The 20,947-nt window shown below is 72.0% G+C and carries 19 protein-coding genes and 1 pseudogene; 6 read left to right on the plus strand and 14 right to left on the minus strand.

The features are described from left to right. A pseudogene (locus C1I92_RS28825) lies at positions 1 to 699 on the minus strand (hypothetical protein); the annotation flags it as partial. Continuing rightward, complete coding sequence (locus C1I92_RS28830; RefSeq protein ID WP_146605323.1) at positions 696 to 1,316, minus strand: hypothetical protein; 621 nt, start codon at positions 1,314 to 1,316, stop codon at positions 696 to 698. The gene C1I92_RS28830 and the pseudogene C1I92_RS28825, both read right to left, overlap by 4 nt. A gap of 111 nt (positions 1,317 to 1,427) precedes the next feature. Here C1I92_RS28830 and C1I92_RS28835 point away from each other — a divergent pair, with 111 nt between their 5' ends. Both C1I92_RS28835 and C1I92_RS28840 read left to right on the plus strand, forming a co-directional pair. Then, positions 1,428 to 1,652 (plus strand): DUF8778 family protein, encoded by a 225-nt coding sequence (locus tag C1I92_RS28835; RefSeq protein ID WP_111258082.1) that lies wholly within the window; start codon positions 1,428 to 1,430, stop codon positions 1,650 to 1,652. Continuing rightward, positions 1,631 to 1,933, plus strand: coding sequence for a hypothetical protein (locus tag C1I92_RS28840; RefSeq protein WP_146605324.1), 303 nt, complete (start codon positions 1,631 to 1,633; stop codon positions 1,931 to 1,933). Before C1I92_RS28835 ends, C1I92_RS28840 begins: the two co-directional genes overlap by 22 nt. A gap of 1 nt (position 1,934) precedes the next feature. Here C1I92_RS28840 and C1I92_RS28845 read toward each other — a convergent pair whose 3' ends face one another. Further along, positions 1,935 to 2,777 carry an LLM class F420-dependent oxidoreductase gene (locus C1I92_RS28845; RefSeq protein ID WP_111258084.1) on the minus strand — a complete coding sequence of 281 codons (843 nt, stop codon included), beginning with the start codon at positions 2,775 to 2,777 and terminating at the stop codon, positions 1,935 to 1,937. Between the two features lie 82 nt (positions 2,778 to 2,859). On the opposite strand from C1I92_RS28845, the gene C1I92_RS28850 reads away from it, so the two are divergent. Then, positions 2,860 to 3,381: a SigE family RNA polymerase sigma factor gene (locus C1I92_RS28850; protein ID WP_158564320.1), complete on the plus strand. Its 522-nt coding sequence runs from the start codon at positions 2,860 to 2,862 to the stop codon at positions 3,379 to 3,381. Positions 3,382 to 3,386: 5 nt separating this feature from the next. Next, the gene (locus C1I92_RS28855) at positions 3,387 to 4,190 is read left to right on the plus strand and encodes a hypothetical protein (RefSeq protein WP_146605325.1); all 804 of its coding nucleotides are present in this window, start codon (positions 3,387 to 3,389) and stop codon (positions 4,188 to 4,190) included. Positions 4,191 to 4,215: 25 nt separating this feature from the next. Here C1I92_RS28855 and C1I92_RS28860 read toward each other — a convergent pair whose 3' ends face one another. The 9 genes from C1I92_RS28860 to C1I92_RS28900 all read right to left on the minus strand — a co-directional run bounded on the left by C1I92_RS28860 (position 4,216) and on the right by C1I92_RS28900 (position 17,268). Next, entirely contained in the window at positions 4,216 to 5,310 is a 1,095-nt protein-coding gene (locus C1I92_RS28860) for an FAD-dependent oxidoreductase (RefSeq protein WP_111258087.1), read from the minus strand. Next, a complete protein-coding gene (locus C1I92_RS28865) occupies positions 5,285 to 6,148 on the minus strand; it encodes an NAD-dependent epimerase/dehydratase family protein (protein WP_199521696.1) in 864 nt (287 codons plus the stop codon). Before C1I92_RS28865 ends, C1I92_RS28860 begins: the two co-directional genes overlap by 26 nt. Beyond that, positions 6,145 to 8,349, minus strand: a complete 2,205-nt coding sequence (locus tag C1I92_RS28870; RefSeq protein ID WP_111258088.1) for an FAD-dependent oxidoreductase — start codon at positions 8,347 to 8,349, stop codon at positions 6,145 to 6,147. Before C1I92_RS28870 ends, C1I92_RS28865 begins: the two co-directional genes overlap by 4 nt. Continuing rightward, entirely contained in the window at positions 8,349 to 10,664 is a 2,316-nt protein-coding gene (locus C1I92_RS28875; protein WP_111258089.1) for a hypothetical protein, read from the minus strand. Before C1I92_RS28875 ends, C1I92_RS28870 begins: the two co-directional genes overlap by 1 nt. Before the next feature lie 11 nt (positions 10,665 to 10,675). Next, the gene (locus C1I92_RS28880) at positions 10,676 to 12,946 is read right to left on the minus strand and encodes a glycoside hydrolase 5 family protein (RefSeq protein ID WP_111258090.1); all 2,271 of its coding nucleotides are present in this window, start codon (positions 12,944 to 12,946) and stop codon (positions 10,676 to 10,678) included. Positions 12,947 to 13,007: 61 nt separating this feature from the next. After that, a complete protein-coding gene (locus tag C1I92_RS28885; RefSeq protein ID WP_111258091.1) occupies positions 13,008 to 13,877 on the minus strand; it encodes a carbohydrate ABC transporter permease in 870 nt (289 codons plus the stop codon). After that, positions 13,874 to 14,821, minus strand: a complete 948-nt coding sequence (locus C1I92_RS28890) for a carbohydrate ABC transporter permease (RefSeq protein WP_111258092.1) — start codon at positions 14,819 to 14,821, stop codon at positions 13,874 to 13,876. Before C1I92_RS28890 ends, C1I92_RS28885 begins: the two co-directional genes overlap by 4 nt. A gap of 20 nt (positions 14,822 to 14,841) precedes the next feature. Further along, positions 14,842 to 16,224 (minus strand): ABC transporter substrate-binding protein, encoded by a 1,383-nt coding sequence (locus C1I92_RS28895; protein ID WP_158564321.1) that lies wholly within the window; start codon positions 16,222 to 16,224, stop codon positions 14,842 to 14,844. Between the two features lie 54 nt (positions 16,225 to 16,278). Continuing rightward, complete coding sequence (locus C1I92_RS28900) at positions 16,279 to 17,268, minus strand: LacI family DNA-binding transcriptional regulator (RefSeq protein ID WP_111258094.1); 990 nt, start codon at positions 17,266 to 17,268, stop codon at positions 16,279 to 16,281. Positions 17,269 to 17,434: 166 nt separating this feature from the next. On the opposite strand from C1I92_RS28900, the gene C1I92_RS28905 reads away from it, so the two are divergent. Then, positions 17,435 to 18,574 (plus strand): mandelate racemase/muconate lactonizing enzyme family protein, encoded by a 1,140-nt coding sequence (locus C1I92_RS28905; protein WP_111258095.1) that lies wholly within the window; start codon positions 17,435 to 17,437, stop codon positions 18,572 to 18,574. A 52-nt stretch (positions 18,575 to 18,626) separates the two neighbouring features. Here C1I92_RS28905 and C1I92_RS28910 read toward each other — a convergent pair whose 3' ends face one another. Next, positions 18,627 to 19,289 carry a DUF4097 family beta strand repeat-containing protein gene (locus tag C1I92_RS28910; RefSeq protein WP_111258096.1) on the minus strand — a complete coding sequence of 221 codons (663 nt, stop codon included), beginning with the start codon at positions 19,287 to 19,289 and terminating at the stop codon, positions 18,627 to 18,629. A gap of 207 nt (positions 19,290 to 19,496) precedes the next feature. Between C1I92_RS28910 and C1I92_RS28915 the strand changes: the two genes are divergently transcribed. Then, positions 19,497 to 20,213 (plus strand): GbsR/MarR family transcriptional regulator, encoded by a 717-nt coding sequence (locus C1I92_RS28915; RefSeq protein ID WP_111258097.1) that lies wholly within the window; start codon positions 19,497 to 19,499, stop codon positions 20,211 to 20,213. Here the strand turns inward: C1I92_RS28915 and C1I92_RS28920 are convergent. Beyond that, positions 20,197 to 20,947, minus strand: a 751-nt coding sequence (locus C1I92_RS28920; protein WP_267896772.1) for a M50 family metallopeptidase, incomplete at its 5' end; no start/stop codon positions are given. The two genes, C1I92_RS28915 and C1I92_RS28920, sit on opposite strands and share 17 nt — an antisense overlap.

Here is a 20,947-nt window from a genome sequence, read left to right on the forward strand (position 1 = left end):
GTCCCCCATCGCCCACGTGACGCTCTCCACCTCGGCCGTCACCGTGACCGTCACGCCCCCAACCCTCGCCGACTCCTCCACCGGCCCCCACGTCGTCGGACCGGCGTTGCTCACCCACATCCACACCGGCGCGCCCACCAGTCCGATGCTCGCCGGATCCTCCTCCACCGCCCGCGGCGCCAGCCCGATCGCCAGCGGCTCGAACCTCATGCCGGCGAGGATCTGCCTCGCGACCTCCTCCGGCTCCACCACCACGACCGGCTGCTCCCCCGGCGCCTCGGCCATCCAGAAGTCGCGGTACGGTCCCCACGCCGGCTGACCGCCCTGGCCGACAGCGGTCAGCTTGGCGCATCGGTAGACCGCTCCGTCGCCTGGCGGATGGCCCTCCCACCGCGGATCACCGGCCGGAACGTCGTCGGAGATGTCGCGGATGTAGCAGTCGAGCGGCGCAGCCGCGAACTGGTAGTCGCCGATCCGGCACGGCACGTTGAGCACCAGCGGATCGCTCTGATGGCACGTCGTCGTGAGCTCGCCATCGCCGGGCTCGTCCTCGTCCGGTGCACAGAACAACCCGTTCCAGGCGGACCCACTGGGGCAATCGGTCGCCGCCGGCGATAGTCCGCCGCCCATGACGCCCGGCACAAAACCAGAGATCCCGGCGGCGATGACGCTCAAGACTGATCCGGCGGACACCTTCATGGACACATCTCGATCACCTCGACGTCCGCATTCGTGACGAACCAGTTGCCCCGGCTGGGAAGGAACACCGCCGTGAACGCCCACCGCTGGTAGGCGCCGGCCTCGGCCGGAAGCTCGGCCGGAGCGCCGTCGTAGGTGGCAAGGCTCACGCCGCTCAGGTCGAGGCAGGCCTCCCCACGAGCACTGGCGACGCCGTCCTGGCCGAACGCCACCTCCCTGACGGCGAACGCCTCGACGACGGTCTCACCGACCTGCTCGACCTCCGAGTCAAGGAACGCGTTCGTGCTGTTGAAGAAGTCGAGCTGTGCTGCGTCCAGCATCCGCATCTCGGACTCGACCAGTGCGAAGTTCCAGGCCGGGTCACCGGCGGCTTCATCGACGTAGTCGCCGGCGTTGGCCTTGAAGTCGTCCCAGGCGGCGATGAGCTCGACGAACGTCGCCTCGATCTCCGCCGCTGCCTGTTCCTCCGGGGTGAGCGCCGGCGGCGCCGTCACGACGGGCTCGGTCGCCGGCGGCGGGGACGACGACGCGCCGGCCGCGTCACCGCCGCCGCCACCGCAGGCGGTCAGCAGCACCACCACCGCCGCCACGATCGGCGCCGCGTGTCGTGCTCCCAAACGCTCCACCTCCTCCCGCGCGAACCGTCCTGCCTCCTATAGGTGGTTTCGCGGACCCGAACGTGACAGCCACCCTCGCGAATACCGTAAGACGATGGATAAGATGCAGGTATGGCCAAGGAGAAGATGACCGTCACCCTCGATCCGTCGACCCTGGCCGACGTCGATGCCGACGCGCGGCAGGCGGGGTTGAACCGCTCGGAGTTCGTCGAGCGGGCGCTGCGCCGCGAGCACTACCGCCGTCTCCTGGAGCGGGTCCCCGCATCGAAGCCGATGGAGCACCGGGACGAGCAGCGGCTGCGTGACCTGCTCGTGTGGCAGCAGAACCCGTCGTGAACCCGGGCGAGATCTGGCGGCTCGAGGACGGGTCGCTGCGGATCGTGCTGAGCAACGCGATCTACAACACCAGTCAGCTGAACCAGGTGATCACCGCGGTCGTCGGGCCGGAGCCGGAGCAGTTCGAGCCGTTCGCCGTCGCCACGGACGCGGGGACGGTGTTCGCGGACCGGCTGGCCATGCACCCGCGGCACTGGCTCACCCAGCACGTGGCGACGCTGTCGGCGCGGCAGTTGGCGGACGCCCGCCGCCACCTCACCTTCCTGCTCAACGACGACTGACTCAGCGACGATCGACGCCGCGCAGCCGCGGCAGCAACTCCGCGGCAGCCGTGGCCTGGGCCTCCGCCGTCCCGGCCAGGGCGATGAGGATGACGTCGTCGGCGCCGGCCCGGGCGTACGCCTCCACCGTCGGCAGCACGTCGGCCGGCTGCTCCGGCAGCCGCACCTGGACGGTCCGGCGAATCGCCGCCGGGTCACGCCCGACGTCGGCGCAGTGGGCGTCGAGCACGCCGGACAGCTCGGCGAACTCGTCGGGGCCGGCGCCGGAGGCGTTCCAGGCGTCGGCGTGCTCGGCGGTGATCCGCAGCGTCCGCTTGCGTCCGCTGCCGCCGATCCAGATCGGCGGATACGGCGACTGGACCGGCTTCGGCTCGGCGACGGCGTCCTCGATCCGGTAGTGCTCGCCGGCGAACGTCGTACGCTCCTGTGTCCACAGCGACCGGATGATCTGACACGCCTCCTCGAGCCGGTCCAGCCGCTCCCCCGCGGTGCCGAACTCCAGCCCGAACATCGTGTGCTCGTACTCCGCCCACGCCGCGCCGAGGCCGAACTCCAGCCGCCCGCCGGACAGGTGGTCGACGGTGACGGCGAGCTTGGCCAGCACGCCGGGGTGGCGGTACGTGTTGCCGGTGACCATGCAGCCGATCCGCACCCGCGACGTGCTCTCGGCCATCGCCGCCAGCAGCGCCCACGCCTCGAAGACATCGCCGGACACGTCGCCGCCGATGGTGGCGAAGTGGTCCATGTTCCACACGTGGTCGAAGCCCGCCTCGTCGGCGATCCGCCAGACGGCCCGGTACTCGTCGACGGGTGCGTGCTGGCTGAGCTTCAGTCCGTAGCGCATCGCGCCAGTCAACCACGCCCAGTTGCCGGGGCGCGTGCAACGCTGGTGCGGCGCCGGGGGTTAGACCAGGTAGGAGGTGTGCGTGGAGAGGTCGACGTCGCAGAGCTTCGAGGAGTGGGCGCGGGCCGACGGCGTCCAGCTCCGGCGCGCGGCGCTGCTTCTCACCGGGAATGCACACGACGCCGACGACCTCGTCCAGGACACGCTGGTCCGCGTATTCGCGAAGTGGCCGCGAGTCCGCACCATGGAGAACCGCGGCGGCTACGCACGACGCGTCCTCATCAATCGCCATCTGTCGCTCGGTCGTCGGCTGCAGCGCCTCCGGGCACGCCAGAACCTCATGATGGGCGGCGACCCGGCCGCAGAGGCGCCGCGGGACGCCGCCATCGACGCACAGGCCGACCTGCGGCGCGCGCTCCTGACCCTCGGGCCGCGGCAGCGCGCGGTCGTCGTGCTGCGCTACTACCTCGACCTGCCGGACGCACAGGTGGCCGAGATCCTGAACTGCAGCCCGGCCACCGTGCGCAGCCAGGCTCACCGGGCGCTCGCCACGCTGCGGAACAGCGTCGAGATCGGCGCCTACAACCAGGAGCAGGGAAGGTGATCCCCGTGCGCTCTCCGGAGGAGCAAGCGCTCTCGACCATGCTCGAGGACGTGACCGCGGGCATCGACCTCGACGAGGACATGCTCACCAGAGTCATGAGAGAGGGGCGACGCCGCCGGCTCCGCACCAGGGCCGCAGGGACCGCCCTGCTCGCCGGGTCGGTCGCCCTCGCCGGCGTCGTCGTGGTCCAGTCGGCATGGAATCGCGACGAGGACACCAGCGTCGCAACTCCCGAGCTGACCGCGACGCCTGAGCCGAGTCCCTCGGCCGCAGTTCCGGACCCCGCCATGCAGGCCGCATTCGAGACGACCAGGGCGGCGCTGGCGGCGCTGCTCGCGGTCAACGTCTCCCGGTATCAGGAGGAGCAGTTCCACCTCGCGCTGGACCACCGGACCGGCAACGCGATCCTCTACCTGCCGCACACCGGCACCATCGACCCCGCAGAGATGGGGCCCGTCGACGTCGACCAGCTCGCCGCTGACGCCGTCGAGACGGCACAGGCCACCCCTGGTGCCGCGCCCGTCGTGCCCGTGGTCGGCGTCGCGCTCATCGACGAGCTCGACGCCGTGTCGGTGCAGCTCTTCCAGACCCGCGCCGACTGGGCGTCCGATCCTCATGACGTGTACTGGACCTACCCGGACCCCGAGGAGGTCTCCGTCACCGTCGGCGTCGCCGCACTGTCCACCGCGGCGGATCTTCCCTCGACGATGCAACTCGCATCGGGCGCCACCGCCACCATCCGCAGCGAAGTGTCAGCAGCCGGCGGTCCACAACCGGGAGGTCCCACCCCCGGCCCGGAGCCCGGCTGAGTCCAGGGCGTCGACGCGTGTCGGCTCAGGCGGCCGGCTGGGTTGCGGCAGACGCCAGGAGGTCGCGGATCTCCAGGGCCGCCGAGCGGCCGGCACGGTTGGCGCCGACGGTGCTGGCGGAGGGGCCGTAGCCGACGAGGTGGAGGCGGGGGTCGCGGACGACGCGGGTGGAGGACATGCGGATGCCGCCGCCGGGCTCGCGAAGGTGAAGGGGCGCGAGATGGGCCAGGGCGGCGCGGAAGCCGGTCGCCCACACGATGACGTCGGCCTCGACGACGGAGCCGTCGGGGAACTGGACCCCTGACGGCAGCACCCGGCTGAACATCGGCCGCGGGTTCAGCACGCCCTTCTCCATCGCCTCGCGCACGACCTCCGTGTACCCGAGGCCGGTGACGGCGACGACGCTCAGGGGCGGGAGGCCGGCCCGGACCCGGGCGTCGACGTCGGCGATGATGGCGCGGCCGGTGTCCGGGGAGAACTCGCCGGTGCGGAACTCGGGTGGACGGCGCGTGACCCAGGTGACGGACGCGGCGGTGTCGGCGATCTCGGAGAGGATGTGGGCCGCGGAGTGGCCGCCGCCGACCACCACCACCCGCTGGCCGCGGAACGACGAAGGGCCGCGGTACTGCGACGAGTGCAGCTGGCGACCCCGGAACGACGACGCGCCCGGGTAGTACGGCCAGTGCGGACGGGTCCAGGTGCCGGTCGCGTTCGCCACCGCCCGCGCGGTCCACGTCCGCCCGTCGGCAGCCGCGACGAGCAGCCGCCCGTCCGGCAACGACGACACCGACGTCACGGTCACAGGGCGCTCGACAGGCAAGGCGAATCGGCGCTCGTAGTCGGCGTAGTACCGCCCGACGACCTCCGACGCCGGCAGCGCGGACTCGTCAGGGGAAGCAGTGCGGTGCGCGCCGGGGAGGTCGAACACCCCGTGCACCTTCGCCATCGTCAGCGTCGGCGGCCGCGACCCCCAGGCACCACCGGGCACCAAAGCACCATCCAGCACGACGAACGACAGGCCCAGCCGGTGCAGGTGGTACGCCGTCGACAGGCCCGCCTGCCCGGCTCCGATCACCACCACGTCCACACCACAATCAACCAGCGGCAGCCCCGGATCCATCCGAGTACGGGTACTGGGCGGCGAACCCGAACAGCCGCGCCGCCGCCGACGTGTCCACCGGCACCGACCGCCCCGGCAGCGCCCGCCGGACCGGGACCCCGGGCAGATACCGGCGCAGCAGCTCGGCCGTCGGCACCGGCACCAGCGTCGTCGGCGCCGCCACGAACGCGACGTGCGCACGACCGTCCGACACCGACAGCGCCGACACGGCCGCCAGCGCGGCGTCGCGCACGTCGAGGTACGACCACAGGTCCCGCACGCCACGCGACGGGTCCTCCGCCAGCGACCGCGCGTGCGCCGCTAGTCGCTCCTCGACCCCGCCGACGAACGGATACCGCAGGGCGACGACGGTCAGCCCGTGCCGCCGCGCCATCATCGCCGCCGTCAGCTCGTCGGCCTGCTTGGACAGGCCGTACGGGTCCTCGACGACGGGCGGCAGCGCCTCGTCGATGGGCAGGTAGGCCGGCGGCACCGGCTCCCGCGTCCACGGCAGCCCGGTCGCGCCGTACGAGCTCGCGATCACCGCCCGCCGCACCCCGGCGATGCCCGCCTCCTCCAGGACGATGAACGTCGCCCGGGTGTTGCCGGCGAACACGTCGACGGGCGTGTCGTAGTGCGGCGCCGGGCGCGCGGCCAGGTGGATGACGGCGTCGGCCCCCTCCATCGCCGACCGCACGACGTCGACGTCCTCCGCCGACCCGACGACCACCCGCCCCGCGGGCAGCGAACCCGGGTCCTCCAGCACCAGCGCCGTCGCGGCGACGCCACGGGACGCCAGCAACGAGAGCACCGGCCGCCCGATCCGCCCGGCCGCGCCGGTCACCAGCACCCGTCTCACGGCGCGTACGCCCGCAGCGCGACGACGTGCGCGGCCGGCGCGCCGTTGGTCGCGGTGACGACGACCCGCAGCGCGTCGCACGTCACCGGCGCCGCCAGCTCGTGCACCCGCCGCCGCCTGCGGTTGCCGGCCACCGACGCAACCTCCACCCACGCGCCGGACACCAGCGCCTCCACCGCGTAGTCGCGGACCAGCGGCGGCGGCACCGGGAACGGCGTACGGTGCCGGTGCAGGTTGATCAGGTCCTCGTCGACGTCGTCGTCGCCGATCAGCTCGACCCGCCCGACGGTCACCGGCGACGGCCAGGACAGCTGCAGCCAGGCCGGCAACGACGGCGACGACACCCACAGGTGCGGCCCGGCGAACGGCCGCAGATACCCGTCCACCGCCCGATCAGGGGCGAACGCTTCGGTGGACCCCGAGCGGAAGCAGAACGTCCGCCGCAGCAGCTCCCGGTTGGTCCACTCGCGCAGCGGCTGCGGCCGCTCGTCCTGCGGCCGCAGCGGCCGCCGGGTGAAGCTCAGCACGCCCGGCGTCGGCCGGTCCGCGACGTACAGCGCCACCCCGGGCGCCGCGCGCACCAGCACGAACGCATTCCGTGCGGACGATGGCGCCCACGACAGGTCGAACCGGACCCACTGCTTCGACCCGGCCGGCACCGGAACGGTCGAGGACGAGACCAGCGACCGCGGCACGTAGTTCTGCCCCGGCCCCGGGTCGTACAGCTCCAGAGTCAGCGACGTGTCGGCGGCGGCATCGACCAGCAGCTCCAGCGACGGCAGCGACGGGTGCACCGGCAGCACCAGCCCGGCGTCCGCCTCCAGCGGCCACACCGACGACCCGTCCTCCACCGCCAGCGACGACAACGACCCCGACGCCGACACCGACGCGGACGAGGCGAGATCGAGCGGATCGACCAGCGGCAGCCCGACGATCGACGCGTCCTGGCGCAGCAGCGTCCGCTGCAACTCCCCCACCTCGACCGACCGCGGCGGCACCCCGGCAGCGACGGCCAGCGCCGCCGCCGTCCCGGCCGCCTCGCCCATGACCGCGGTCGTCGCCTGCACCCGGGTGGTGCCGAACGCCACGTGCGACGCGGACACGTTGCGCCCCGCCATCATCAGGTTCGTCACGTTCCGCGAGTACAGAATGCGATACGGGATGTGGTAGATCCCGTCGGCGTAGCGCTGCTTGGCGCCCTCCTCCTGCGCGTACATCCCGCCGGGCGGATGCAGGTCGATGGACCAGCCGCCGAAGGCGACCCGGTCGTCGAACGCGGTCTGCCCGAGCACGTCGTGCTGCGTCAGCACGTAGTCGCCGACGAAGCGCCGGTACTCCCGCTTCCCCGGCACCGCGCCGACCCACTCGAGCGTCAGATTCTCGACCCCAGGAAACGACCCCGAGTTCTTGATGTGGTCCCAGATCCCGTAGACGACGGCCCACAGCTCGTCGCGGATCGCCTCGTTGTCGTGGACGGTGTCCAGCTCGCCGCCGAACTCGATCCACCAGTACGCGCACCCGTTGTCCGACGCCCGGATGACGCGCCGCGACGGGATCGACGTCGCCGCGATGTCCTTGGTGAACGACGGCGGCACGAACCGGACCGGCTCGCCGGCGTCCTTGGAGTAGAACAGCAGCGTGCTGCCCAGCGTCACCTCATCCGCGACGTCCGGCGCCCAGGGCTCGTCGTACTCCGACCGCGCCTCGCGACCCACCCGGAACGAGGCCCCGGCCAGCGCGCCCACCAGACCGTCGCCCGTGCAGTCCAGGAACACCGGCGACGTGAACGTCGTCAGCAGCTCCGAGCCCATGGTCCAGCCGGTCACCGACTCGATCCGGCCGTCAGCGGCCGACACCTCGCGCACGTCCGTGTTCAGGTACAGCGAGATCAGTGGCTCGGCCCGGACCGCGTCCAGCACGACGGCGTCCCAGTAGTACGGGTTGCCCTCGGGGTTGCGGTACTGGTTCTCGACGAACAGCTCACCCATGATGCCGGTCTCGCGGGCGAAGTGGTTGCGCCCGTGCGCCGTCGCGCCCACCACCCACACCCGGATCTCGCTGGAGGAGTTGCCGCCCAGCACCGGCCGGTTGTTGATCAGCGCGACGGAGCGCCCGAGCCGGGCGGCGGCGATCGCGGCGCACACGCCCGCCAGCCCGCCGCCCACCACGGTCACGTCGTGCCGAACCTGCTGCTCCCGCATCAACCCTCCACGCGACGGTGCGTGATCGACGCGACCCGCCGTTCCGGCTGGTCGCCGAGCCCGAAGTAGACCCGCGGCGTCCCGTCCAGCACGACGCCGACGGTACCTCGCGACGCGGTGACGGTCCGCTCCCGGCCGAGCACGTCCACCTCGCGCAGCCGCGCGCCGAGGAACGTCACGTCGGTCTTGGTCGGCCAGTCGTCCTCCCACGCCTCCGGGTGCGGGTAGTACGCCGTGCCCTCCTCGTGCGAGGCGTTGAGGAAGTAGCCGTCGGTGCGGGTCCACAGGATCGACATCGGCCCGGACGGGGTGTCGAACAGCAACCCCTTCACGTCCTCGTCGGCGAAGGACAGCCACCGCACGAACGAAGCGCCCTCCAGCAGCCTGGTCGCGGTCGCGTACGCCAGCAGCGCCGGCTTCGCGCTGGTGTCGCGGTTCATCAGCCCGAAGTGGTACTCCGGATTGGTCGGGTTGGCCTTCTGCGGCTGGTGGATGATGCTGTCGTGCAGCTGGTACCAGTTGACGCCGTCGACCCCCTCTGACAAGCACAACGCCAGCGTGAGCAGCACGTTCTCCGCCGACTGGCGCATCGTGTCGTTCCACCAGTGGTTCGGCCGGGTGCACGAGTACGCCTCGGTCAGCCACAGCTCCTTGTCGCCGCCGTACTCGTCGAGCCGGCGCCGGGCCTCGCGCAGGCCGCCGAGGAAGTTCCAGTAGCTGCCGTTGCTGCCCTGCTCCCACTCGTCCGGCGTCGGGGCGTAGTCGGGGGTGAAGTTGCCGCGGCCGGGGTGGAAGGCGAACACGTCGATGAGGTCCCAGCCGCCGTTGGCGTGGAAGTTGTCCAGCCAGTTGACGTCCATGCCGCCGAGGCCGTTGTTCATCACCTTGACGTCGTAGCCGACCTCGGCCAGCCGCTCGACGACGGGACGCAGGCCGTCGCGGATGTACTCCTCGGTGAACTGCCCGGACATCCACGGCTGGTTGCGCTCGTTGTCGACCTCGAAGTAGTGCGCGCCGGCGTCGACGACGACGTCCACCAGCTCTTCCGCCCACGCGCGAGCCTGCTCGGGCGACGCGCCGAACACGACGTCGCCGTGCTGGATGTTCGGCATGATGCCCATGGCCTCCAGCTCAGCCGGCGGGATGCCCGGCGCGCCGTTGTAGGCGATGCGCACCGACGCGACGCCGATCCGCTTCAGCAGCGCCGCGACGTCGTCCTTGCTCGGCTGCAGCAGCCACGGGTAGTTCGCGATGCCGAACCTCCCGCCGGGCTGGTACTGGTACGGACGCAGCGACGCCAGGGTGGTCCGCGCGAACGCCTCGTCCGATCCCGCGGCGACCCGCACCTCGACGAACACGATGCCCTGCTCCGGCGACGGAAACTCGACGGTGCGCGCCGCGACGCCGCCGGCGCCCAGCCGCAGCGTCTCGGACCCGCTGGCGACGACGGCGCCGTCGAAGTCGCGGCCCCACCAGCTCAGCTCGACGTCGCGCGCGGACGTGCCGCCGTTGACGGCCTGCGCCTGGACGGCCATCGCGTGACCGGCGCCGGACCACAGGTTGAACGGCTGATCGGTCCAGATGTCGATGCCGAGCGGACGCTGCTGGGCCAGCGCGTTCGCCGCCGCCGGGCGCAGGTCGCCGATCACCACGTCGACGTCGTGCACCAGCACGTCGCCGTCGTACTTGCCCGCGACGTGCACCCAGTCGCCGGCGCTCCACGCCGGGTTGCTGTCGGCGATGCGCAGGAAGCCGGCGGTGTCGGACCAGTTGCGCGCGTAGATGACGCCGTCATTGGTCTCGTACGGCACGCCGCCGCCGCTGTCGCGGTTCCACCGGGTCAGCGCCTTGGTGCTCTCCGGCCCGGCCGATCCCAGCGCCACCCGGTGGAACTGCGAGTTCAGGTACATCTGGTTGCCGCTGGTCGCCTCCCAGCGCACGTGCAGCCGGCGCGCGGTGACGTCGAACGTGCCGCGGACGGCGATGCCGACGCCGGTGCTGCCCATCCGGTAGTCGACCCGGATCGCCGGCCGCCCGTCCGGCAGCGTGATCGCCGACGGCGTGCCGCTGTAGGTCCGCTGCTGCCCGAGCACGGTGTCCTTGACCATGAAGTGCGCCAGCCTCAGCCGCTGGACACCGGCCCCGTCGGCGACGGTCACCGCGCCGTCGGTCCCCGCGGTGACGCGGATGCCGTCGGCGTCGATCGTGACGGGCTCGGCCGCGGCGGCGGACAGCTGCGGCAGCAGCCCGGCGCCGACGGCCACCGAGCCCGCGGCGCCGACGAACGTCCGGCGGGTCAGGTGGAGTTCTCCCATGTCAGGTCCTCTCAGACGGGGTACGTGGCGGTGGTGGTCAGGTCGAGGCCGACGAAGATCCGCGGCGCGCCGTCGAGGGTGAGGCTCACCCGGCCTCCGGCGGCGGTGTGCGGGGTCTCCTGGCCGATGCAGTTCAGCTCGCGGACGGTGCTGGTCGCGGCCGGCAGCGTGACCGGCGTCTTCGCCGGCCACGGGTCCAGCCACGGCTCGGGGTGCGGGTAGTGGGCGCCCGCGCCGTGACCGGCGTTGAGCACGTAGCCGTCGTGGCGGGTCCAGAGCACCGCGAACGTGTCGAACAGCAGCCCCTTCACCTCGGGGTCGCTGAACGTGACCCGGCCGACGTACGTGGCCTGGTCGAGCAGACGCGCGGCGGTGGCGAAGGCCAGCAGCGACGGCTTCGGGCTGCGGTCGCGGACCAGCAGGCCGAAGTGGTACTCGATGTCGTCCGGGTTCGCCTCGCGCGGCTGCTGCTCGATGCCGTCGTCGAGCGTGTACCAGGTGACGCCCCGGACGTTGTGCACGCGTGCGAACATCAGCTGCAGCAGCACGTTCTCGGCGGCATGCCGGTAGGTGTCGGTCCACCAGCGGTTCGGCTGCGTCGACGCGTACGCCTCGGTCAGCCACAGTTCCTTGCCGCCGTTCGCCGCCCGGGCCGCGTCGGCCTTGCGCAGGGAGCCGATGAAGTTCCAGAACTCCGGCTTACGGGCGCCGTCCGGCCCCACCCACGGCTCCGGCGGGGAGTAGTCGGCGACGAAGTTGCCCCGGCCCGGGTGGTACGCAAGCGCGTCGACCTCGCCCCACCCGCCGGCTGTGCCGAAGGCGTCCAGCCAGGCGGAGTCCAGCCCCGCCAGCCCGCAGGTCATCACCTTGAACGCGGGAGTGTCACCCAGCGCGGCGCGCACCGGGCGCAGCGCTCCGGCGACGTAGTCTCCGGGCGACAGGTCCGGCGCGGTGAGGTTCAGCTCGTTGCCGCACTCGTAGTAGCGCGCGCCGGCCGCGACGCACAGGTCGACCATGTCCCGCGCCCACGTCTGCGGGTCCGTGGGCAGGCCCTCGTCGAAGTCGCCCAGCTGGACGTTGTGCCGCAGGCCGTGGCCGTCGAGGTCGCCGGGCGGGATGCCGGGCGCGCCGGCGTAGGCCGTGCGGACCCATTTCATCCCGATCAGCTTCATCAGGGCGGCCGTCTCGTCCGGCCCCGGCCCGGTGAGCAGCCACGGGTAGTTGGCCAGGCCGAACATGCTGGCGTCGCCGGCCCGGTAGGTGTACGACGACAGCACGGCGAGGTTCGTCCGCGAGAACGCGGTGGCGCTCCCGTCGGTCACCACCGCCTCGACGAACGCGATGTCGCGCGCACCCAGCGTCACGCCGAACGACGCGTTCCACACCGTCCGCGGCGACACCGTCACCGGACCGGCCGAGCCGCTCTGCACCGCGCCGTCCCACGTGCGGGCCGTCCAGGACAGCCGCACCTGCCGGGCGACCGTGTCCGCGTTCACCACCTGCGCGTTCACCGTCTTCGCGCCGCCGGACGGCCACACGTGGAACGGCTGGTCGGCCCACAGGTCGACGCCCAGCGGCGTGACGATGTCGCGGGCGATGACGCCGGCCGAGTGCACCCGCATCAGGCCCGGCACCAGCACCGCCTCGGTGACCCAGCCCTGCCCGTCCGGCGCCGCCACCCCCGGCGCGTGGACCGCGGTGACGCCGCCGCCGAACGCCGGCGTGCTCTCCCGCACCCGCAGCAGCAGCCGGTTGTCGGCGTAGGTCATCGCATAGCAGGCGCCGTGCCTGGTCTCGTACGGGATCCCGCCGCCGGCGTCGCGGTTCCACAGCGCCAGCGGGTCGTACCGGACGGTCCCGTTCACGATCGACTGGCCGATCAGGAACTGCGCGGGCACGGCGGCCGGCCCGGCGACCTCCCAGCGGACCCGCGCCTTGCGCAGCCCGGCGACGACCACGGCGCGCACGCTGACGTCGGCGTGCTGGGTGACGTACTCGACGTGCAGCTCGGTGTCGCTGACCTTCGTCACCGCCGACGCCCCCCGCGTCCGGATGGCGTTGGCGTACCAGAACTCGGTGAGCGTCAGCCGGTGCGTGCCACCGGCGTCGAGCACGCGGATCGCGCCGGTGGCGGTGTCGGCGGCCAAGGTGACGGTGCCGGCCGGGTCGGTGACGGTGAGCTCGGCGGCGTGTGCGGCGCCCGGCAGCGCGGCGGCCAGCAGACCACCACCGCCGGCCGCGAGCGAGCCTCGGACGAACGTCCGTCTGGACAGATCGGGCATGGTGCGTCCCTTCTTCTTCGTCGAAGTGCGGACGGAAGCACGCGGTGTCCGGCGACGCCGCTTACCCCTTCACCCCCGTGAAGCCGAGCCCGGCGACGATCTGGCGCTGGAAGACGAGGAAGACGAGCACCGGCGGGATCAGCGCGAGCACCATCGCGGCGATCAGCTGGTCCTGCGGCGCCTGCCCCGACAGCACCGTCAGCGCGACGGCGATCGGCTGCTTCTGCGGGTCGGCGATCGCGACCAGCGGCCAGATGAAGTCCTTCCACGAGTGCATGACGGCGAGCAGGCTGATCACGGCGAGGATCGGCCGGCTCATCGGCAGCACGATGCTCCACAGCAGCCGCCAGGTGCCGGCGCCGTCGACCTTGGCCGCGTCGAACAGCTCCTTCGGCAGCGCGTCGAAGAACCCCTTCGCCAGCAGCACGTTGAACGCGTTGGCGCCGGCCGGCAGCCAGATCGCCCAGTACGTGTTGGCGATGTTGATGCCCAGGAACGGCAGGTCGATGATCGTCAGGAACAGGCTCACCATCGACACCGTGTACGGCACGAACATCGTCGCCAGGATCGCGACGTACACGTACGGGCCGATCCGCGGCCGCAGCACCGACAGCGCGAACCCGGCCGTCGCCGCCACGAACAGCTGCACCGCCCACGAGCCGAGCACGATCCAGAAGCTGTTCAGCACGTACCGGCCGACCTGCAGGTCGTCCCACGCGAGCGAGAAGTTCGCCCACCGCGCGTCGCCCGGCCAGAGCGCCAGCGGGCTGGTCACCAGGTCGGTCGGGGACGAGATCGCGCCCTTGACCGCCCAGTACAGCGGGCCGAGGCCGATCAGCACCAACGCGATCAGGGTGAGACCGTGGACGGTGAACAGCGCGCGCCGGGTGCCCGGGCGGCGCCGGCCGGTCTCGGAGACGAATCCGCTCATGACTTGCTCCAGCTCCGGGTTGCCCGCAGGTACACCGCCGACAGCAGCGCCAGCGCGAGCGCGAGGAGGAAGGCCAGCGCCGCGGCCTGGCCGTAGTTGCCCTGCTGGAACCCGTACCGGAAGATCAGCAGGAGGACGGTGGTCGTGGCGTTCTGCGGCCCGCCGCCGGTGAACACGTACGGCTCGGTGAACACCTGCACGGTGTTGATCAGCTGCCAGAGCAGCAGCAACGCGATCACGGTGCGCAGCTGCGGCAGCATCACGTGCCAGATCCGCTGCCACAGGTTGGCGCCGTCGATCTCGGCCGCCTCGTACAGCTCCTGCGGGATGCCGACCATCGCGGCCAGGTAGATGAGGACGGTGCCGCCCATGCCGGCCCAGGTCGACTCCAGCACGAGGCTGAGCATCGCGGTGTCCGGCGACTCCAGCCACGGGTACGGGCCCAGCCCGACCTTGCCGAGCAGCTCGTTGAACAGGCCCGCGCCCGGGTCGTAGAACCACTTCCACAGCAGCACCGACACCACCGGCGGGATCACCACCGGCAGGTAGACGAGGAACCGGTAGACGCCGCCGAGCCGGCGCACCGTCGACAGGATCGACGCGAGGATCAGCGGCGCCGGGAAGCCGATCAGCACGCCCAGCCCGACGAACAGCAGCGTGTTCTGCACCGCCGTGCCCAGCAGCGGGTCGGCGAACAGCGCCTCGAAGTTGTCCAGCCCGACCCACTCGCTGGTGCCCATCAGGTCGGTGCGCTGGAAGCTGATGATCAGCCCGCGGACGATCGGCCACCATGCGAACAGGCCGAAGATCGCGATCGCGGGGAGCAGGAACAGCAGCCCGGTGAGCTCCCTGCGCCCGCCGGCCCGCCACCGGCGGGAGCGGGCGGCCCGGCCCTGCTGGACCGCCTGCTCCTCGTCCGGACGGGTGACCGTCGCCGTCGTCACTGGTCCTCGTCTCCTGTGGGTTACTGGGCGGCCGCGAGCTGCCGGTTGGCCTCGTCCTCGGCCGCCGCGAGCAGGGCGTCGATGTCGGCGTTCTCGTCGGTCAGCACGGCCTGCACGACCGGGTCGAGCACCTGGTAGAGCGCCTGGGCGTTCAGCGGCGGCTCCGGCTTCAGCTCGAGCTCCGGCGTGCCGGTCAGGTACGGCTGGAAGTTCTCCAGCTCGACGTTGACGAACGGCGCGATCGCCTCGTTGATCAGCTGCTGCTGGGCCGCGTCGAACATCGGCAGCGTCGGGACGCCGACCGCGGCGGCCGGGTCCTGTGCCAGCGCCTCGGCCTCGGCGGCCGCGACCTGCGGGTCGTACTGCGGCTCGGCGTAGTAGAAGAGCATCCACTCGACGGCGGCCCGGGCGCGGTCCTCCGGCACCGACGCCGGCACCATGAAGATCTCGCCGCCGCTCATCGTCGCGTCGCCGCCGGCCTGCGGCATCGAGGTGACGCCGTAGTTCGCGGTGTCCTCCATGCCGAAGTTCTGCTTGGCCAGCCGGTACGTGCCCGGCGTGCCCATGAACATGCCGACCTGCCCGGCGGCGAACTGACGGACGACGTCGTCCTGGTTGAGCAGCTGCGTCTCGCCCATCGACCCGTCGGTCCAGCGCATCTCCTTGAGCAGCTGGAGCGAGTCGCGGACGGCGTCGTTCTGGAAGTCCGCGACGTAGGTGTCGCCGTCGGGCACCTCCAGGTCGCCGCCGTGTGCGTAGGCGAGCATCGTCAGCTGCCAGCCGCCGGACCCGTCCTTGGACTCGTGCACGAACCCGGCCGCGCCGGTGGCCGAGCTGATCGCCTGCGCCGCCGCTCGGACGTCGTCCCAGGTCGCGGGCGGGTTGTCCGGGTCAAGGCCGGCCTGCTCGAACAGCGCCCGGTTGTAGACCAGGCCGAGCGCGAACGGCGAACGCGGGATGCCGTAGACGTCGCCCTCGGCGTCGGAGATCGACTCCAGCACCTGCGGGTTGATCTCGTCGGCGTGCTCCCACTCGTCCAGGTACTCGGTGATCGGCTGCACCTGGCCGCGCTGGATCAGGCCCTGCGGCTCGGTCAGCGGCACCCGGATCACGTCCTCGACGCCGCCGCCGGCCAGCAGCGCGGAGAACGTCTGCGGGTCGTACTCGTTGGTGGACGCCTCGATCTGGATGTCCGGGTGCTGCTCCTCGAACTCGGCGATCTTCGCGTTGAACTGGTCCTGCCCGGCCTGGTCGGTGCCGGGCGGCAGGCCCTGGACGCGGATCGTGACGGTGTCACCGTCGCCGCCGCTGCCACCGGCGTTGTCGTCGTCGCCGCAGGCGGCGAGCAGAGCGACGCCGCTCAGCAGCAGCGCGCCGAGGCGAAATGGGCGTGGTCTGGCCATGGATGTCATGTGCGCTCCCAAGAACTTCCTCGTACCTGGAGAAACTGGACCGGGCTATCGGGACTCGCGCCGGGCGGGCCCCGTGGTGCCGCGGGGGATGAGCCGCGAGCCGACCTGGACGACCGGCGCTTCGGCCGGGCGCTCGTGTGTCAGCCCGATGAGCAGGTCGACCGCACGGCTGGCGACCTCGTCCGGGTCGATCCGGATCGTGGTCAGCGACGGCGTGGAGACCGACGCGAGGATCGTGTCGTCGATGCCGACGACGCTGACGTCGCCCGGCACCGACGCGCCCAGCGCCGCCAGCTGGTGCAGCACGCCCATCGCGACGAGGTCGTTGTGCGCCAGCACGGCCGTGGCCTCGTGCGCGAGGACCAGCGGCGCGGCGTGCACGCCGGTCTCGAACCGCGGCTCGTACGGGCCGATCTCGATCAGCGACAGGCCGTGCGCGTCGAACGCCGCCCGGATCGACTTCGACCGCGACTGGTCCGGCCGGTTGCCGTTGCCGTCGACGAAGACGCAGCGCTGGTGGCCGTAGGCCTTGAGGTGCTCCGCGGCCTGCGCGATGCCGTCGGTCAGCGAGACGTGCACCTCGCTGACACCGTCGGCCTGCCGGTTCACCAGCACCACCGGCATCCGCGCGGCCAGCTCCGTCAGCCGCTCCTCCGGCAGCATCGACGCCCAGATGATCAGCCCGTCGACCTTCTTCGACACCGCGGCGATGGTCTCCAGCTCGTCGGCCTCGCGCTCGTCGCTGTCGGCCACCAGCAGCGTGTAGCCCTGCCGCTTGGCCCGCTCCTGCATCGCCTTGAAGATCGGCGGGAAGAACGGGTTGGTGATGTCGGGGATCAGTAGCCCGAGCGACTCGGTCCGTCCCTCCCGCAGCGACCGCGCCGCCGGGTTGGGCGAGTAGCCCAGCTTCTCGGCGGCCGCCACGACTCGCTGCCGGGTGACGGCGTTGACGAGGTCCGGCGTGTTCAGCGCCCGCGACACCGTCGAGACGGAGACGCCGGCGGCCTTGGCGACCTCGCCGATGGTGACGGCCATGTGCTCCTCCTCGACGGTGGGGTGGATCGGGCGGCAGCATTGCAAACGTTTCTGACGTATGTCAAGAGGTGTCTATGCAGTGAACTCGGACATAAGCTACGGTGCTGACCGCCGCGATGAGTGATTTGCGGGATCGTTTTCAACGAACGAAGGGACGCCGCAGCCCATGAAGATCACCGGATGCGAAGTGCTCACCCTGCCCGACCACGGCGACAGCATGATGCTGGTGGTCGTCGACACCGACGAGGGCATCCACGGCCTGGGCGAGGTCGGCATCCGGACCCGGCAGCGCGCGGTCGCCGGCGGCATCGAGGCCCTGGCCGAGCTGATCGCCGGCGAGGACCCGACCCGGATCGAGCACCTGTGGCAGGTGATGTTCCGGCGCGGCTTCTTCCCGTCCGACCGGTTCCTCTCCGCCGCGATCGCCGCGATCGACGTCGCGCTGTGGGACATCCGCGGCAAGGCGCTCGGCGTCCCGGTGTACGAGCTGCTCGGCGGCCAGGTCCGCGACGCCGTCCCCTGTTACGTCCACGTCGGCGACCAGTACCGCGAGCTGCCGGCGTTCCTCGACCGGTGCCGGCAGCTGGTCGACGAGGGCTGGCGGCACCTGCGCTTCGCCACGCCGTACGACGACGGCGTCCTGGACCAGCGCGCCGCCATGCGCGCGTCGATCGAGCTGATGCACGCCGCCCGCGAGGCTCTCGGCGACGAGGTCGAGCTGATCCTCGACGTGCACACCCGCCTGGACCCGCCGGAGTCCGTGACGCTGTGCCGCGAGATCGAGGCGACCCGCCCGTACTTCGTCGAGGACCCGCTGCGGTCGGAGTCGCTGGACAGCTACGAGATGCTGCGGCTGCGTACCGGCGTGCCGCTGGCGACGGGCGAGGTGTACGGGTCGAAGTGGGAGTTCCAGCGGCTGATCGAGCGCGACCTGATCGACTACGCCCGGGTCGACGTCGCGGTGGCGGCGGGGCTGACGGAGGCGAAGAAGATCGCCGCGCTGGCCGAGACTCACTACGTCAAGCTGGCCACGCACAACCCGCTCGGCCCGGTGACGGCGGCGGCGTCGCTGCACCTCAACCTGGCCTGTCCGAACGTCGGCGTGCAGGAGCACCAGGTCGCGCCGGAACCGGCCACGGCCGCGCTGTTCACCGTCCGGCCGACCGTGCGGCCCGGCTGGGTGGAGCGCAGCGAGTTGCCCGGGCTCGGCGTCGACATCGACCGGACCGCCGCCCGCGCCATGCGGGCCACGCCGGCCGAGCGGCCGCACCTGCGCGCACCGGACGGCGCCTACACCAACTGGTGAACGCGCGTCGGGCCGGCGGAGACGTGCTCCGCCGGCCCGAGGTGCGCACTGCTCAGAGGCTGTGCGCGGTGATGTCGCCGGTGATGGTGGTGGCGCGGATGGTCAGGGCGGTCTCGCCGTCGTTCTTCAGCGAGTTCTGGATCCGGCCGACGGTGGTGCCGGCGTCCAGCGCGGCCGAGACGCCCGGGGCGGCGCCCACCGACAGGTCGCCGACCTGGGTGGACAGCACGACGCTGCCCTGGCCGGCCTCGGCGATCGCGATGTCGCCCTTGGCCGCGCTGACCTCGGCGTTGCCGGTGAGACGGCCGACGCTGACGTCGCCGGCCTGGACGTCGAGGCGGACGTTCGCGGCCTCGTCCAGCTTGATGTCGCCGGCCGCGCCCTTGAAGGTGACGTCGCCGAGCCGGCCGACGCCGCGGAGCTCCGCCGCCGCGACGGTCGCCTCGACCCGCGAGCCCGCGGGCAGCTGCACCGTCACCTCGACGGCGCCGGAGCTGCCGAGGATGCGGTGCTTCACGACCGTCTCGACGCGCAGGACACCGTCGCTGTAGGCGACCGTGGTCTGCTCGGCCTGCTTGACGTCGCGGTTCTTCGAGGGGTCCATCGGCCGGACCTCGACGGCGGTGTCGGCGCGGTCGGCGGCGATGACCTGGAGGCGGCCCGCGGGGATCTCGAGGACGGCCGTGATCGGGGTGGCGGTGTCGAAGGTCTGCATGGTGTTCAGCTCCCTGATGTCGTTGTTTCCGATGATGGAAACGCTACGTTGCGTTCACTATCTTGGCAACTCTCTCATTGCGTCGCTGCTGCGTTTTCGCAGTTCAGTCGGCCAGAATCGTTGCAACAGTCGACGGACTAACGCAACGACCTGCGTTGCAATGGTGACGAGTGAACGCTATGCTGGCGGCCGACTGAGGAGGTCACGATGCCGGGAGGCAGGCTCACCCAGCGGGAACGCCAGCAGATCGCGCAGGGCCTGGCCGACGACCTCGCCTACGCCGAGATCGCCCGGCGGCTGGACCGGCCGACGTCGACGATCACGCGCGAGGTCATGCGCAACGGCGGGCCCACCGGCTACCGCGCCGACGCCGCCCACCGGGCCACCGAGCGGCGCGCGCACCGGAGCAAGCCGGCGGCGCCCGCCGGACCGGTGCCGGTGCCGTCCGCGCACGGGCGCGACCCCGACGTCGTGCGCGCCTACGAGGAGTCGTTCACCGCCCTGCTGCAGCAGCAGGGCCTGCCCCGCATCGCGGCCCAGGTGCTGACCTGCCTGTTCACCACCGACGCGGGCAGCCTCACCGCGGCCGAGCTGGCCGGGAGGCTGCGGGTCAGCCCGGCGTCGGTGTCGAAGGCCATCACGTTCCTCGAGAGCCAGGGCCTCGTCGTGCGCCGGCGCGACGAGGGCCGGCGCGAACGCTACGTCGCCGACAACGACGTCTGGTACCAGTCGATGGTCGCCACCGCCCGGGCCAACGCGCAGCTCGCCGAGACCGCGCGGCAGGGCGTCGGCGTGCTCGGCCGCGACACCCCGGCCGGCGTCCGGCTGGAGAACATCGCCCGCTTCGTCGACTTCGTCAGCGAGAGCATCGCCCGCGCCGCCGAGCAGGCCCGCCAGGTCCTCGGCCCTAGTCGAGAGCCGTGAGCACCGAGGCGACGTTGAACCAGGCGCACGCGCCGATGGCCAGCGCGAACGTGAACAGCCAGAGGCCGCCGGGGACCACCGACCGGCGGCCCATCAGGTAGGCGTCGCTCTGCTGGACGCCACGGCCGCTCGCGTGCGCCCGGACGACGGCCCACAGCCCGCGCACCGCGCCCACCGTCAGCAGCCAGGCGAACGCGTACACGACTACCGTGCACAGCCAGGCCGACCCGTACCAGCCGACCAGCCCGAACGCGACACCGGTGGTGAGCACGACGGCCACCGTCAGCCAGCTGCGCGACAGCAGGAAGACCAGGGCGAGGCAGCCGACGAGCACGCCGAGCGCCAGCCGGGCCCAGCCATGGGTGGCCGCCCACACCAGGCCCCAGCCGAGGACGGCCGGCGCCGGGTAGCCCCACCACATCGTCCACAGCGTGCCGGGCGTGCTGTGCGACCAGAAGTTCGTCGCGCCGGACAGGTCTCCGCGCACGGTCACGCCGCGCAGCCGGAAGCCGGCCGTCAGCGCCGCGACGACGTGGCCCAGCTCGTGCACGATCGTGACCGGGTACCCGGCCAGCCGCCAGGCCGGCCCGTACACCGCCAGGACGACGCCGGCCAGCGCGAAGCCCAGCACGACCGACGGCGGCATGGTCGCCAGCGTCTCGTCCACGCGGACGTCCTCGAACCAGCCGCGCACCCCGCCGCTCGCCTCCGCCGTCACCCGCCCGACCCTAACC

It is taken from the genome of Jiangella anatolica (assembly GCF_003236295.1).
Classification (GTDB): domain Bacteria; phylum Actinomycetota; class Actinomycetes; order Jiangellales; family Jiangellaceae; genus Jiangella; species Jiangella anatolica.